At 73.4% G+C, this 12,553-nt stretch carries 12 protein-coding genes, 1 tRNA gene and 1 pseudogene; 9 read left to right on the top strand and 5 right to left on the bottom strand.

Annotation, left to right across the window (positions count from 1 at the left end; genetic code table 11):
• The first annotated feature begins 20 nt into the window (after nt 1-20).
• Nucleotides 21-950 carry an SGNH/GDSL hydrolase family protein gene (locus tag OG730_RS06155; protein WP_442814835.1) on the top strand — a complete coding sequence of 310 codons (930 nt, stop codon included), beginning with the start codon at nt 21-23 and terminating at the stop codon, nt 948-950.
• A gap of 172 nt (nt 951-1,122) precedes the next feature.
• Nucleotides 1,123-2,322, top strand: a complete 1,200-nt coding sequence (locus tag OG730_RS06150; RefSeq protein WP_327303232.1) for an MBL fold metallo-hydrolase — start codon at nt 1,123-1,125, stop codon at nt 2,320-2,322.
• A 147-nt stretch (nt 2,323-2,469) separates the two neighbouring features.
• Here OG730_RS06150 and OG730_RS06145 read toward each other — a convergent pair whose 3' ends face one another.
• Together OG730_RS06145 and OG730_RS06140 are read right to left on the bottom strand one after the other, a co-directional pair.
• The gene (locus tag OG730_RS06145; RefSeq protein WP_327303231.1) at nt 2,470-3,570 is read right to left on the bottom strand and encodes a hypothetical protein; all 1,101 of its coding nucleotides are present in this window, start codon (nt 3,568-3,570) and stop codon (nt 2,470-2,472) included.
• Between the two features lie 62 nt (nt 3,571-3,632).
• On the bottom strand, nt 3,633-4,709 hold the full coding sequence (locus tag OG730_RS06140; protein ID WP_327303230.1) for a hypothetical protein: 1,077 nt from the start codon (nt 4,707-4,709) through the stop codon (nt 3,633-3,635).
• 527 nt (nt 4,710-5,236) lie between these two features.
• On the opposite strand from OG730_RS06140, the gene OG730_RS06135 reads away from it, so the two are divergent.
• From OG730_RS06135 to OG730_RS06110, 6 genes are all read left to right on the top strand, one after another.
• Complete coding sequence (locus tag OG730_RS06135) at nt 5,237-6,838, top strand: sensor histidine kinase (RefSeq protein WP_327303229.1); 1,602 nt, start codon at nt 5,237-5,239, stop codon at nt 6,836-6,838.
• A gap of 38 nt (nt 6,839-6,876) precedes the next feature.
• Nucleotides 6,877-7,356: a roadblock/LC7 domain-containing protein gene (locus OG730_RS06130; RefSeq protein ID WP_327303228.1), complete on the top strand. Its 480-nt coding sequence runs from the start codon at nt 6,877-6,879 to the stop codon at nt 7,354-7,356.
• Nucleotides 7,353-7,772: a DUF742 domain-containing protein gene (locus OG730_RS06125; RefSeq protein ID WP_327303227.1), complete on the top strand. Its 420-nt coding sequence runs from the start codon at nt 7,353-7,355 to the stop codon at nt 7,770-7,772. Before OG730_RS06130 ends, OG730_RS06125 begins: the two co-directional genes overlap by 4 nt.
• The gene (locus OG730_RS06120) at nt 7,750-8,391 is read left to right on the top strand and encodes a GTP-binding protein (protein ID WP_327303226.1); all 642 of its coding nucleotides are present in this window, start codon (nt 7,750-7,752) and stop codon (nt 8,389-8,391) included. The genes OG730_RS06125 and OG730_RS06120 overlap by 23 nt, the downstream gene beginning before the upstream one ends.
• A gap of 20 nt (nt 8,392-8,411) precedes the next feature.
• Nucleotides 8,412-8,963, top strand: coding sequence for a GAF domain-containing protein (locus OG730_RS06115; protein WP_327303225.1), 552 nt, complete (start codon nt 8,412-8,414; stop codon nt 8,961-8,963).
• An 81-nt stretch (nt 8,964-9,044) separates the two neighbouring features.
• Nucleotides 9,045-9,434 carry an MmcQ/YjbR family DNA-binding protein gene (locus OG730_RS06110; protein ID WP_327303224.1) on the top strand — a complete coding sequence of 130 codons (390 nt, stop codon included), beginning with the start codon at nt 9,045-9,047 and terminating at the stop codon, nt 9,432-9,434.
• Between the two features lie 36 nt (nt 9,435-9,470).
• On the opposite strand, the gene OG730_RS06105 is transcribed toward OG730_RS06110, so the two are convergent.
• Together OG730_RS06105 and OG730_RS06100 are read right to left on the bottom strand one after the other, a co-directional pair.
• Nucleotides 9,471-10,370, bottom strand: a complete 900-nt coding sequence (locus tag OG730_RS06105) for a transketolase family protein (RefSeq protein ID WP_327303223.1) — start codon at nt 10,368-10,370, stop codon at nt 9,471-9,473.
• 88 nt (nt 10,371-10,458) lie between these two features.
• Nucleotides 10,459-11,162, bottom strand: a pseudogene (locus OG730_RS06100) (transketolase).
• A 160-nt stretch (nt 11,163-11,322) separates the two neighbouring features.
• Here OG730_RS06100 and OG730_RS06095 point away from each other — a divergent pair.
• A tRNA-Pro gene (locus OG730_RS06095) sits at nt 11,323-11,399 on the top strand.
• Nucleotides 11,400-11,510: 111 nt separating this feature from the next.
• Here the strand turns inward: OG730_RS06095 and OG730_RS06090 are convergent.
• Nucleotides 11,511-12,362: a class I SAM-dependent methyltransferase gene (locus OG730_RS06090; protein WP_327303222.1), complete on the bottom strand. Its 852-nt coding sequence runs from the start codon at nt 12,360-12,362 to the stop codon at nt 11,511-11,513.
• Nucleotides 12,363-12,553: the final 191 nt, after the last annotated feature.

Raw genomic sequence — 12,553 nt, 5'->3', positions numbered from 1 at the left:
TGGCTACGGTCGCGTAGGTCATGATCCGGGGGGAAGTATGGGCTCCCGTGGCAGCGACGACGACATCCAAGACCAAGACCATTGGCTCGTACGCGGCGCTCGGGGACAGCTTCACCGAGGGCGTGGGGGACCCGGGACCGGGGGACACCTTCCTCGGCTGGGCGGACCGGCTGGCCGTTCTCCTGGCCGATCGGTGCGAGGAGCGGTACGAGCACTCCGCGGCATCCGGCGGCTCCGGTGCCCCCGGTGCCCCCGGTGCCCCCGGCGACCCCGGCGACCCCCGCCGGTCGGCCGAATCCGGGGGGCCGGCCGGTTCCGGAGCGTTCCGCTACGCGAACCTGGCCGTACGGGGCCGGCTGCTGGACCAGATCGTGGCCGAGCAGGTCCCCCGGGCCAAGGAGCTCGCACCGGACCTGGTGACCTTCTGCGCGGGCGGCAACGACATCATCCGGCCCGGCAGCGATCCGGACGACGTGGCCGACCGGTACGAGGCGGCCGTGCGCGACCTCACCGGATCCGTCGGCCTGGTCGTCATCACCACCGGCTTCGACACGCGCGACGTACCGGTCCTCAAGCACATGCGGGGCAAGATCGCGACGTTCAGCGCGCACGTCCGGTCGATCGCCGACCGCTACGAGTGCCCCGTGCTCGACCTCTGGTCGCTTAAATCCATACAGGACCGGCGGGCCTGGGACGACGACCGGCTGCACCTCTCGCCCGAGGGGCACACCAGGGTCGCCCTGCGCGCCGCCCAGGTGCTCGGCCTCGACACGCCGGCCGATCCGGACCAGCCCTGGCCGCCGATGCGGCCGCGCGGGTCCGTGGACACCACCCGCGACAACATCCACTGGGCCCGCGAACACCTCGCGCCGTGGATCGGCCGGCGGCTGCGCGGGGAGTCCTCCGGCGACCACGTGGAGCCGAAGCGGCCGGACCTGCTGCCGCTGTAGGGGCGAGCGGGAGGCGGCGCGGGAGGTGGGCACGGGAGGTGGCGCGGGGGTCTGCGGGCAGGGGGCGGAGAGCGTTCGCGGGCGCGTAGCGGAATCCTTGGGGGGTGTCGCGCGTTGGGATGGTGGTAATCATGAGAACGCCCTGCCCGCACCCCCCCACACTGGAGGCGCCTTGACCGGCTCCCGTCCCTTGCGTCCACGGCTGCGCGCACTGCGGCCCGAAGCCTTCGGCGCGGACCCGTCCGGTGCCAGGCTGGAGCGGATCCGGCGTTCGCCGAACTTCGCCGACGGAATCTTCCAGAACCCGGCCGGGACCAGGACCAGACCCTCCGGATCCATGGCCGAGTTCGCCAAGATCTACTTCCACAAGGAGCAGCGGCTCCGGCGTAGCCCCGGCGCGCCCATCCCGGTCTACCCGACGACCCTCGCGGAGCTCTCGAAGCCCCCGGCGAGCGGCCTGCGGCTGACGTGGATGGGCCATTCGAGCGTGCTCGCGGAGATCGACGGGCGCCGGGTCCTCTTCGACCCGGTCTGGGGCGAGCGGTGCTCCCCCTTCCCCTTCGCCGGGCCCAAGCGCCTGCACCCGGTCCCCGTACCGCTGGCCTCGCTGGGCGAGGTCGATGTAGTGGTCATCTCGCACGACCACTACGACCACCTCGACCTGCCGACGATCAAGGCACTGGCCGGTACGGACACGGTCTTCGCCGTGCCGCTCGGCGTCGGCGCGCACCTGGAGCGCTGGGGCGTCCCGGCCGACCGGCTGCGCGAGCTCGACTGGAACGAGACCACGAAGGTCGCCGGGCTCTCGCTCACCGCCACCCCGGCCCAGCACTTCTGCGGGCGCGGCCTGCGCAACCAGCAGTTCACCCTGTGGGCGTCCTGGGTCGTCGCGGGCGACGAGCACCGGATCTACCACAGCGGGGACACCGGCTACTTCTCCGGCTTCCAGGAGATCGGCGCGGCGCACGGCCCCTTCGACGCGACGATGATCCAGATCGGCGCGTACTCGGAGTTCTGGACCGACATCCACATGACGCCCGAGGAGGGCGTGCGCGCCCACCTCGACCTCCAGGGCGGCGTCGCGCGCGGCACGATGCTGCCGATCCACTGGGGCACCTTCAACCTGGCCCCGCACCCGTGGGACGAACCGGGGGAGGGCACGGTGACCGCCGCCGAGGGCGCCGGTGCGGCGATCGCCCTGCCGATTCCGGGCCAGCCGTTCGAGCCGGGTGCGGCGGACGCGCCGAGCGCGCCCTGGTGGCGGCCGTTCGTGGCGGCGGGCTCGCCCCCGCCGCCCGCGCCGGTCCGGCCCGTGGCGGCCGAGCGGCCCGCGGCCGTGATCCGTGAGGAGCCGGAGGCGGTGGGCTCGTAGCCCCGTAGCCCAGCCCCGTAGCCCCGTAGCCCCGTAGTCTCGCCGGCCTCGAAAGGCGGAGCGGGACCTCCTGGATCAGGAAGTCCCGCTCTTCGGTTGCGCCGGGGTAGCCCGTTGTGCCGGGGGAGCCGGAGGAGCCGAGCAGAGCTACGGCTTGTGCCCGTGCCGCACGTCCAGGCACAGCGCCCAGACGTCGGAGTAGCTGCCGGGGGAGGCCGAGCCGCCGCTGTGGGTGAAGGCGGTCCAGTGCGACGGATCGGACGCTCCGTCGCCGGCCGGGGTGCCCGCGGCGTCGCTGGGGAAGCTGCCGTTGAGGTGGGGGCCGCCCGAGGTCGCCTTGGCGAAGTCGGTGGTGGTCACGTTGCCGCCGCTGATGGCGGCGCACCCGCTGACCAGCTGCCCGTCGGCGCGGGAGCAGCCGACCGTCGCCGTCTGCCCCGTGGAGCCCGTGTCCGGGCCGCTGACCTCACGGAAGCGGACCGTCGTGGAGACGTGCTTGAGATCGGTGCCGCCCGCGCCGCAGATCGCGTAGGCGAAGGTCATGTTGTCCGGGCCGCGCCCGCCGCCGATCCCCCCGACCGCGGTCCAGGAGTCGGGGCCGTTCTCGCCGTCACCGGCGGCGATCGAGCCGAAGTGGTGCTCGGCGTCGCTGAACGTGGGGAAGCTCGCGATGGGCTTCAGGCTGCCCGCACTGGCCGGGGTGGTGCGGGCGCCGCCGCCGATCAGGACCGTGCCGGCCGGGCAGGTCGCCGTCACCAGACGGGCCGATTGCGAGGTGGAGGGCCCGAGGGCGTTGTTCATCACCACCTGGGTGTGCCGGATCAGGTTGGAGCGCAGGCACATCGCGTAGGAGGTGGTGGAGAGGTCGGCGTTGCTACGGGCCCCGGTCCCGCCGAACGCCAGCCAGTGCGCGGCGTCGAGGCCGACGCCGCCCGGGGTGCCGGCGTACTCGGTGATGCCGTCGGCGCTGGGCGCCATGCCCATCACGTGACTGCCGTTGGAGTTCTCGTCGTCGCCGATGGCCTGGAGGATCCCGCCGCCGGAGACGGGGCCGCGCCCGCAATCCGCCCGCGAGGAGACCTCGGCGAAACCGGTCGTGGGGCCCATGGTGGCTCCGGGGACGCTGACGGTGACGTCGGCGGTCTTGGCGTACGCGGATCCCGGTACGGCCATGGTCAACAGGGCGGCCAGGAGCAGGGCCTTGCCGGTGGTGGCGGCGGTCGAAGCCCGCCGGAGTGTGGCGCTCATCGGATTCTCTCTCTATGTCAGGTGCGGCGCGGGGCGGGGGCGGGCCGTCCGGAACCGCTGCCTCAGACGCCGTCGTCGGCGCACAGCGCCCAGACCGCGGTGTCGGTGCCGGGCGAGGACTGGCCTCCGGTGTGGGAGGCGGCCGTCCAGTACGCCGCCGTGGTGGTCCCGTCGGCGACGGCGGCCCCGCCGGAGGTGCTGGGGAAGCTTCCGTTGAGGTGGTCGCCGCCCGAGCCCGGACCGGTGAAGTCGGTGGTGGTCACGCTGCCCGCGCTGATCGCGGCACCGCCGCTGACCAGCTTCCCGTCGTTGCCGCCGCAGCCCACGGTCGCCGTCTGGCCGGTGCTCCCGGAGGTCGGGCCGCTCACCTCGGCGTAGCGGACCGTCACCGTGGCGCCGGTGACGGTGATGCCGCTTCCGCTGCAGATCGCGTAGGCGTAGGTGTAGTCGCCGGCGTTGGCACCGGAGTCCCAGCCGACCGCCGACCAGGAGTCGGGGTTGGTCTCCCCGTTCGCCGCGGCCCTCGCGCCGTAGCTGTGGGCGGAGTTGTCGAAGGTGGGGAAGCTCGCGATCACCTTGAGGCTGCCCGTGTTGCCAGGGGTGGTCCGGGCGCCGCCGCCGAGCAGGCGGGTGTTGGCCGGGCAGGTCGCCGTGACGCGGCCCGCCGTCGCCCCCGCGGTGGGGGTGTTGGCCTTGTTCATGACGACCTGGGTGTGGTTGATCAGGTTGCTGGTGAAGCACATCGCGTAGGGCGTGGTGGAGAAGGAGGCGTTGACCTGGCCGCCGCTTCCGCCGATGCCGAGCCAGTGCGTCACGTCCGTGCCGACCACGCCGGTGGAGCCGGTGTACTCGGTGGTGCCGTCGGAGCTGGGCGAGGTGCCGTTGACGTGGTTGCCGTTCACGCTCGCGCCGGTGCCGATGGCCTGGTTGACACCGCCGCCGGAGGCCAGGCCGGAGGCGCAGTCCGCGTGCGTCGATATCTCGGAGTTGCCGGTGGCGGGTCCGCTGGTGGCCCCGGGGGTCTTCACGGTCACGCTCACGGTGTTGGCGTAGGCGGTTCCCGGTAGGGCCAGGGCCAGTACGGCGCCCAGGGCCAGTGTCCTGCCCGCGGCGAAGCGGCGCAGCGGTCCTGCGGTCATGGAGATCTCCCCAACTGATAGGCGATGGGCGGGTCCGGTGCGCACGGGCGTCGTCGGTGCGGAGCTGTCACGGCATCACAACGGCTGTCTGCCTCGCGGATGTACGCCGCTCAGGGGCAGACCGGGACATGGACCGGCCATTTCGCCGCTCTTTCGTGAGCGGCGCATGCGGACTCTAACAGTCTCTTACGGCTGCATCTACTGGGGAGATTCTTCAAATCGGGCCGCATCTGCCGAAGTGGTGTGTGTGACTCCCGGGTAGTCGGCCGCCGTCGCTGGGGCGGAAGGGGGCCGAGGTGCGGGCGGGGGCTCCGGGAGAGGGCGCGTGCCCGCGGAGCGCCGGGGAGTGCGCGCTCCCGGCGCATTCGGGCTGTCGTGCGAGCGCTCCATCGGGAGCGGGAAGCACCCGGGCGAAGTTCCCCAACTGGCCGTCCTGGGGCCGAGCATGCGGTCTAGCGTGGGTATCCGGTGATCAACACCGGATCCCGGGAAGCCCGGGGGCCGGGCCCCACATACCGAGGACGCCGATGTCCGGACTCCGCGCCGCCCGCCACTCCCCGTCGAGACACGCCGTCACCGGTCCCGGTCGGCAGATACGGCCCCAGCTGATCCGCGCCGCCCTGCTGCCCACGCTGGCCGCCGGGCTCAGCGGCGCCGCCGCGGTGATCTTCGCGCTCCAGCTCGGCGGCGGCGCGGGCGCCCGGGACCCCCGGCTGTGGCCCGTGCTCAGCGGCTGCGCGCTGCTCTTCGCGGGCGCGCTCGCGGCCGCCCTGCTCGGGGCCCAGCGCGCGGCCAAGACCGTCCGCGACCGCTGCGAGGCCCTGCGCCGCTCCAGCGTCCGCGGCCGCCAGGAGCTGCACACCACCGCCGACCGGCTGGAGCGCGGCGAGCTGCCCGCGCGCCCGCTGCGCGGCGTGCCGGCCGCGCCGTCCTTCGGCCCCGAGACGGCGGGCGTCGACGAGTTCTGGCTGCTGGCCCAGGAACTGCGCGGCGCCCGCGAACAGGCCCACGCGACCCTGGTCCGCCTCGGCGGACCCGTCACGCCCTCCGACAGCGACCGCAAGGTCGAGGTCTTCGTCAACCTCGCCCGCCGCCTCCAGTCCCTCGTGCACCGGGAGATCTCGCTGCTGGACGACCTGGAGGACACGGTCGAGGACCCGGACCTGCTCAAGGAGCTCTTCCACGTCGACCACCTCGCCACCCGGATCCGGCGCCACGCGGAGAACCTCGCGGTGCTCGGCGGAGCGGCCTCGCGCCGCCAGTGGACCCGGCCCGTCGATCTGAGCGAGGTGCTGCGCTCCTCGGTCGCGGAGGTCGAGCAGTACACCCGCGTCAAAGTGGTGCCCCCCGCGGGCGGTTCCGTACGGGGCCACGCCGTCGCCGACGTCGTGCACCTGCTGGCCGAACTGGTCGAGAACGCCACCGTGTTCTCCGCGCCCGACACCGACGTCGTGGTGCGCGCGGAGCGGGTCACGGCCGGGATCGCCGTCGAGGTGGAGGACCGGGGCCTCGGCATGCCGCCGGAGGAAGCGCACCGGATGAACGCCCTGCTCGGCGACCCCGACCAGATCAGCGTCCGGCACCTGCTGGCCGACGGGCGGATCGGCCTGTTCGTCGTCTCCGCGCTGGCCCGCAGGCACGGGATCGCCGTGGAACTCAAGTCGAACATCTACGGCGGCGTGCTCGCCGTACTGGTCCTGCCCCAGGAGCTGTTGGGGGCCGACGCGCCGAGCGCCGCCGACGCCCTGGGCGGCTCCCGGGCCACCGCCTGGGGGACCGGCGAGGGGGCGGGAGCGCCACGGCTGGAGCCCGTACGGGTGCCTCTGCCCGGGGTGCCGGAGCCCTCCGGTGCCCCGCCGGTCGCGCCGGGCCGCGACGCCGGCGTGAGGACCGTCGTGGCGGCGCCCCCCGCGCCGCCGCTCTCCGCCGTACCCGCCGCCAGGGACGGCGGCGAGCGGCCGCCGCTGCCCCGCCGGCGGGCCCAGGAGCACCTCGTGCCCCAGCTGCGCGAGGCCCCCGCACCCCGGCCGGGCGACGGCGAGGGCGCGGAGCGGCCCGTACACGACCCCGGCCTGATGGCCGCCTTCCAACGGGGCTTCGGCCTCGCCCAGTCGGAGCACCAGACGTGACCCCGGCCCCTCACCCGACAGCTAAGGAGCGCACCCCCATGGGCGGCGAAGCGGCGACCACGATCAGTACGACGACCACGATCAGCACGGCAGCCACGACCAGCACGACGACCACCCGGCTCTCGGACCTGGACTGGCTGCTCAGCGGCCTGGTCCAGCGGGTTCCGTACACGCGCAGCGCGGTGCTGCTGACCGCCGACGGGCTCGTCACCTGCCTGCACGGACTCGACGCCGACAGCGCCGACCACCTGGCGGCCCTCGCCTCCGGGCTGTACGCCCTGGGACGCAGCGCCGGGTCCCGGTTCGCGGAGGGCGCCGAGGTCCGGCAGGTGGTGGTCGAGCTCGACACCGCCCTCGTCTTCGTCTCGGCGGCCGGATCCGGCACCTGTCTGGCCGTACTGGCCGACCGGGAGGCCGACGCGGGCGTGCTCGGCTACGAGATGGCCATGCTGGTCAAGAGCGTCCGCCCGTACCTGGCCGCCCCGCCGAGGCGGCCCGCCGCCGACACGGAGCGATGAGGGCCCGCGCCAGGGGGGCGACGGCAGCGGGGGGACCGCGCGACGCGCCGTGGCTGGACGATTCGGCGGGCCGGGTCATCCGTCCGTACACCGCGAGCGGCGGGCGGACGCGAGCGTCCGTCGCCCTCGACCTGCTCTCGCTGGTGACGGCGACCGGCGTGCGCCCGCGCGTCCCCCTCGGCGCCGAGCACGTCCTCGCGCTCCGGCTCTGCGCCGGCTCGGCCGCGGTCACCGTCGCCGAGGTGGCCGGACACCTGCGGCTGCCGGCGGTGGTGGTCAAGGTCGTCCTCGGCGACCTGATGGAACAAGGGGCCGTGACGGTGCGGGCGCCCTGCTTCCCGACCGGCGGCTCCTTCGCCGACGACGACCAGTCCCTGCTCCGGGCGGTGCTCGATGGCCTGCGCAAACGGCTCTGACCCGGCCGCCCGCGGAACCTCGGCGACCTTGAAGATCCTGGTCGCGGGCGGGTTCGGGGCGGGCAAGACCACCTTCGTGGGCGCGGTGAGCGAGATCGAACCGCTCAGCACGGAGGAGCTGCTGAGCGGACCGGGCGAGGCCGCCGACCCGCTCGACGGGGTCGAGGCGAAGACGACGACGACCGTGGCACTCGACTTCGGCCGGATCACCCTGGACGAGCGCAACGTGCTCTACCTCTTCGGCACCCCAGGCCAGCAGCGCTTCTGGTTCCTGTGGGAGGAGCTGTGCGCGGGCGCGCTCGGGGCGGTGGTGCTCGCCGACACGCGCCGCCTCGCCGACTGCTTCCCCGCCGTGGACTTCTTCGAGCGCCGGGGAGTCGGCTTCATCGTCGCCGTCAACGAGTTCGACGGCGGGCACCGCTACACCCCCGGCGAGGTGCGGGACGCCATGGGGATCGGCGCGCAGGTGCCCGTCGTGCGCTGCGACGCCCGCCTGCGGAGCTCCGGAACGGGGGTGCTGGCAGCCCTGGTCCACCACCTGCTCGACGGGTCGCACCCGACGCGTGCGAGGTACCCGGAGTACGAGATGTCCATGAGGTCCGCGCGGCGCGCGGAGTGACGTGATGTGGGGGAGACACCATGACGTACTACGAATCGACCGGACACCTGCTGCTCACACCGGTGGACCGGGAGGCGCCCGCGCGCGTACTGCGCCTGCGCGAACTGGGGCTGGGGGAGCGGACGGACGGCGAGCTGGACGCCTTCGCGCGGCGGGTCGCGGACGAACTCGCGGCGCCCTACGCGGGCGTCAACTTCATCAGCGAGGAACGGCAGTTCTTCGCCGGCCTGCACCACGCGGCCGACGCCCCGGCGAGCGGCTATCCGGCGCGGACGCTCCCCCGGGACCACGGGTACTGCCCGCACGTGGTGGTACGGCGGCGCGCGCTGGTGCTGGAGGACGTACGGGACTTCGCGCGCTTCGCGGGCAACGCCGTCGTGGACGAGAGCGGCGTGCGGTCCTATGCGGGAGCGCCGCTGACCGACCGGCGCGGGATCGTCCTGGGGACGGTGTGCGCGGTGGACGTGGTGCCCAGGCGGTGGGGGCTGGCGGGGCTCGCGGCCGTGAAGGAGCTGGCGGCGGAGCTGGTGGAGCTGCTGCACGAACGGGAGGACCGCGCGGCCCGGGGGTGAATGTCAGTGCCCGGGTCTACGGTCGGAGACGAGGCACCATCCGTGCCCGTGTGCGGGCCCGTGTCGGAGAGGAGTCGGGGGATGGCCACGACGGCGGAGGACGTCCGGGAGATCGCGCTGTCGTTCCCGGAGAGCAGCGAGAAACTCGCCTGGGGCATGCCCACGTTCAGGGTGGGCGGAGCCAACGGGAAGAGCGGGAAGATCTTCGTGGCGCTCGGCGACGACGACACCTCGATCGGGGTGAAGTGTCCCCGGGAGGACCGTGCGGAACTGATCGCCGCGGAGCCGGAGAAGTTCTTCCTGCGGCCCGGCCACGACGACAACTACGACTGGCTCCGGGTCCGGCTGGCGGCGGTGGAGGACGCCGCGGAGCTGCGCTCGATCCTGACCGACTCCTGGCGGCAGGCGGCCCCCAAGCGCCTGGCGGCCGCCCATCCGGAGCTGGACCGCTCGGGGCCGAAGGGGCCGTAGGGGGCGGAGGGGGCGGAGGGGGGCCGAAGGGGCCGCTCACCGCGGAGTGAAGGCGGCGATCCGCGCGCGCAGCGAGGCCGGGTCGAGTCCGTGGGCCGCCGTGTGCTCGTCCACCGTGCCGTAGCGGCGCAGCTCGGCCCGGCCCACCCCGAGGCCGAGCACCCGGTGCGGGACCGCTTCGAGTGCCCGGTTCGCGGCGGCCGTGGAGGTGCCCGCGAGGTACGGCTCGACCAGCACCACGTCGGCCGGGCCGTGCCCGACGGCGGTGCGCAGTGCCGCGTCGTCGAAGGGCCGTACGGTCGGCGCGTACAGCACGCTCACATCCATGCCCTCGGTCGCGGCGAGGACGTTGTCGAGCAGGGGCCCGACGGCGACGACGACGCCCGCACGACCCTCCCGTACGGTCTGGAAGCGCAGGCCGGCGATGGGACGGGCCGCCGTGTTCGACTGTGCGGAGAGCCGGACGTAGACCTTGTCGTCCCCGGCGGCGTAGGCGTGGCGCAACAGCGCCTCGGCCTCGTCCGGGTGGCCCGGGACGTGCACGGTCCATCCGTCCAGGGTGTCGAGCAGGGCCACGTCGCCCGGCGCCATGTGGGTGAACCCGCCGGCGGGCCAGTCGTAGCTCGCGCTCGCGCTGACGAGGACCCCGCCCGTGCCCTGGTGCCCGAAGTCGAGCTTGACCTGCTCGAAGGGCCGCTCCACCAGGAAGCTGGCGAAGGTGTGCACCACCGGGCGCAGCCCCGTGAGGGCCAGGCCGCCGCCCACGCCGACCAGCAGCTGCTCGCGGATGCCCACGTTGATCACGCGGTCCGGATGGCGCTCCTGGGCGGGCCGGAAGCCGTCCATGGTGATCTCGGCCAGGACGACGGCCAGGCGGGGATCCTCGTCGAGTGCCCGTGATGTGACCGAAATGAACCGCTCGCGCATGGTGTCCATGTCTCCCCCTCGGAGATCGCTCCTGCTTCGCCCGCTTCGCCTGCTTCGACTGCTTGGGCCGTGCTTCTTCAGTGCTCTTCGGCGCTCTTCAGTGCTTCTTCTCGACCCGGGCGATCACGGCGTGCGGCCGGCCCGGGTGAGGTGTGGCGTACGCCGTGTGCAGTGCCGCGTGGTCCCGGCCGTCCACGGTGACCGCGGACCAGCCGGCGGCCTCGAAACGGGAGGCGATGCCGCCCTGCCAGCCGTGGGTCGCGGAGTCGTTGTCGATCACGATGGTGTGCAACCGCTCCAGCCCCGCCGAGCCGGCGTACGCGAGCGCCTCGTGGTTGCTTCCCTCGTCCAGCTCCGCGTCCCCGATCAGCACCCACACGGCCGGGTCGGTGAGCCCCTGGGCCCGCAGCCCGAGCGCGTTCCCCACGGCGAGCGGCAGCCCGTGCCCGAGGGAACCGCTGCCGATCTCCACTCCGGGGATCAGGGTGCGGTCCGGGTGGTGCCCGAGGGGCGAGTCGTACGCGCCGAACCCGCTGAGCCACTCGACCGGGAAGAACCCCTTGGCGGCGAGGACCGCGTAGTAGGCCATCGGTCCGTGCCCCTTCGACAGCAGAACCGGTCCCGTCCCGGATCCTCGGCGCTGCCGGGTTCGACCCGCAGGATCCGGTCGTAGAGCACCCACAGCGCGTCGAGCGTGGAGGTGGCGGCGGGGCCGTGCTTCTCGGCCCCCGTCATGAGGGCCATGAGGGCTCCGAGGTCTTCGTGGCGGAACCGGACGTCCGCGGTCGCTGTCCGTGTCATGGACCGATCGTGCAACCTCAAGCGCGCTTGAGGTCAACCGCCGCCCCACCGGCCCTCGCCCGCCCCGCCGCGGAGTGGAAAGGTGCGCGCGACCACCTCCGGAAGTGCGGTATCGTTCTCCTGCGCGTTCAAACAGGGGAAACCCCAGGTCAACGCGTATCGGGACGTGGCGCAGCTTGGTAGCGCACTTGACTGGGGGTCAAGGGGTCGCAGGTTCAAATCCTGTCGTCCCGACCATGCGGAAACGCAGGTCGGAAGCCGTTCTCTCATCCGTGAGAGGACGGCTTTTGTCATGCCCGGCCGCTTTCGGCGGTCGCCCGGTCGCCACGGCCTTGGCCACGCCCTTCGTTACGGACGGGCTGCCCGGATGATCCAGGCCGCCGAGTCGTAGAGGACGCCGGCGGCGGTGTCGTGAGCGGTCAGGGTGGCCCGCAGGTCGTCGACGGCGCGCCGCCGGCCCTCGTCGTCGAGCCCTTCGAGTATCCAGCCGAGCATGCCGAGCGTGAACCGCTCCGCGTCGTCGGCGTCCTCGCCGAACCACATCGCCTCGGTATGGGCTTCCAGCCGGACATCGGTGAAGCCGGCGGTCGTGAGGACGCTCCGGACCCGCTCCGGGTCCGCGAGCCCGAACGGTCCGGGAGCGTCGGGTGCGGGCGTGGGCGGCGGACGTCCGGCGGCCAGGGCGCGGGTGAACGAGAGGAACCATTCGTTGCCCGCCGGTGCCTGCCAGACCAGCTGTACGAGGCGTCCGCCGGGTCGCAGCGCGCCCGCGATGTTGCGGAAGGCGGCGACCGGGTCGGCGAAGAACATGGTCCCGGTGCGGCTGACGGCCAGGTCGAACCCGGCGGAGGGGAAGGGGTGGACCTGGGCGTCGGCCTGGACGAAGTCGGCGTTGTCCAGTCCTTCGGCCACCGTTCGCTGCCGTGCCACGCGCAGCATCGCCGCCGACAGGTCCACGCCCAGGGCCCGGCCGCCGCTCGCCCGTCGCGCGGCGTCGCGGGTGGTCTGGCCGGTGCCGCAGCCGATGTCCAGCACCCGGTCGGTGGGGGACACCTCGGCCGCCGCGAGGAGGTGCGTGCGATGGGGGCCGATCGCACGGTCGTACCGATCGGCGTGTTCCGCCCAGTACGCGCCTTCCTGGCCGTCCCAGGCGCGGGCCTGTTCGGCGTTGGCGGGATCGACCCGAAGAGTGCTGGTCATGACCACTACCGCCTAGGTCGGCAAAGGGGTCCGAAGAGGGATGGGGCTATTTCCTGAGTACGCCTCAAGGGGGGCGATGTCCACCGGGGCCCGCGCACCGGCTCCGGATTGCCGCTCCACCCATTCGGCGTAGCGTGAAACGGGGGCGGCCTATTCACCGGCAGACAGTCCCGGGGCGGCTCGCCGCAGGT

The sequence above is a fragment of the Streptomyces sp. NBC_01298 genome, assembly GCF_035978755.1.
Classification (GTDB): domain Bacteria; phylum Actinomycetota; class Actinomycetes; order Streptomycetales; family Streptomycetaceae; genus Streptomyces.
The sequence above is the reverse complement of the archived record's forward strand: the minus strand, read 5'-3'. Positions and strand labels throughout refer to the sequence as shown.

Excerpts from the sequence above, each read along its gene's own strand:
- OG730_RS06110 (WP_327303224.1), top strand. The coding sequence starts at position 9,045 with ATGGCCACGACGGCGGAGGACGTCCGGGAGATCGCGCTGTCGTTCCCG.
- OG730_RS06125 (WP_327303227.1), top strand. The coding sequence starts at position 7,353 with ATGAGGGCCCGCGCCAGGGGGGCGACGGCAGCGGGGGGACCGCGCGAC.
- OG730_RS06135 (WP_327303229.1), top strand. The coding sequence starts at position 5,237 with ATGTCCGGACTCCGCGCCGCCCGCCACTCCCCGTCGAGACACGCCGTC.
- OG730_RS06145 (WP_327303231.1), bottom strand. The coding sequence starts at position 3,570 with ATGAGCGCCACACTCCGGCGGGCTTCGACCGCCGCCACCACCGGCAAG.
- OG730_RS06155 (WP_442814835.1), top strand. The coding sequence starts at position 21 with ATGATCCGGGGGGAAGTATGGGCTCCCGTGGCAGCGACGACGACATCC.
- OG730_RS06130 (WP_327303228.1), top strand. The coding sequence starts at position 6,877 with ATGGGCGGCGAAGCGGCGACCACGATCAGTACGACGACCACGATCAGC.
- OG730_RS06090 (WP_327303222.1), bottom strand. The coding sequence starts at position 12,362 with ATGACCAGCACTCTTCGGGTCGATCCCGCCAACGCCGAACAGGCCCGC.
- OG730_RS06120 (WP_327303226.1), top strand. The coding sequence starts at position 7,750 with ATGGCCTGCGCAAACGGCTCTGACCCGGCCGCCCGCGGAACCTCGGCG.
- OG730_RS06105 (WP_327303223.1), bottom strand. The coding sequence starts at position 10,370 with ATGGACACCATGCGCGAGCGGTTCATTTCGGTCACATCACGGGCACTC.
- OG730_RS06140 (WP_327303230.1), bottom strand. The coding sequence starts at position 4,709 with ATGACCGCAGGACCGCTGCGCCGCTTCGCCGCGGGCAGGACACTGGCC.
- OG730_RS06115 (WP_327303225.1), top strand. The coding sequence starts at position 8,412 with ATGACGTACTACGAATCGACCGGACACCTGCTGCTCACACCGGTGGAC.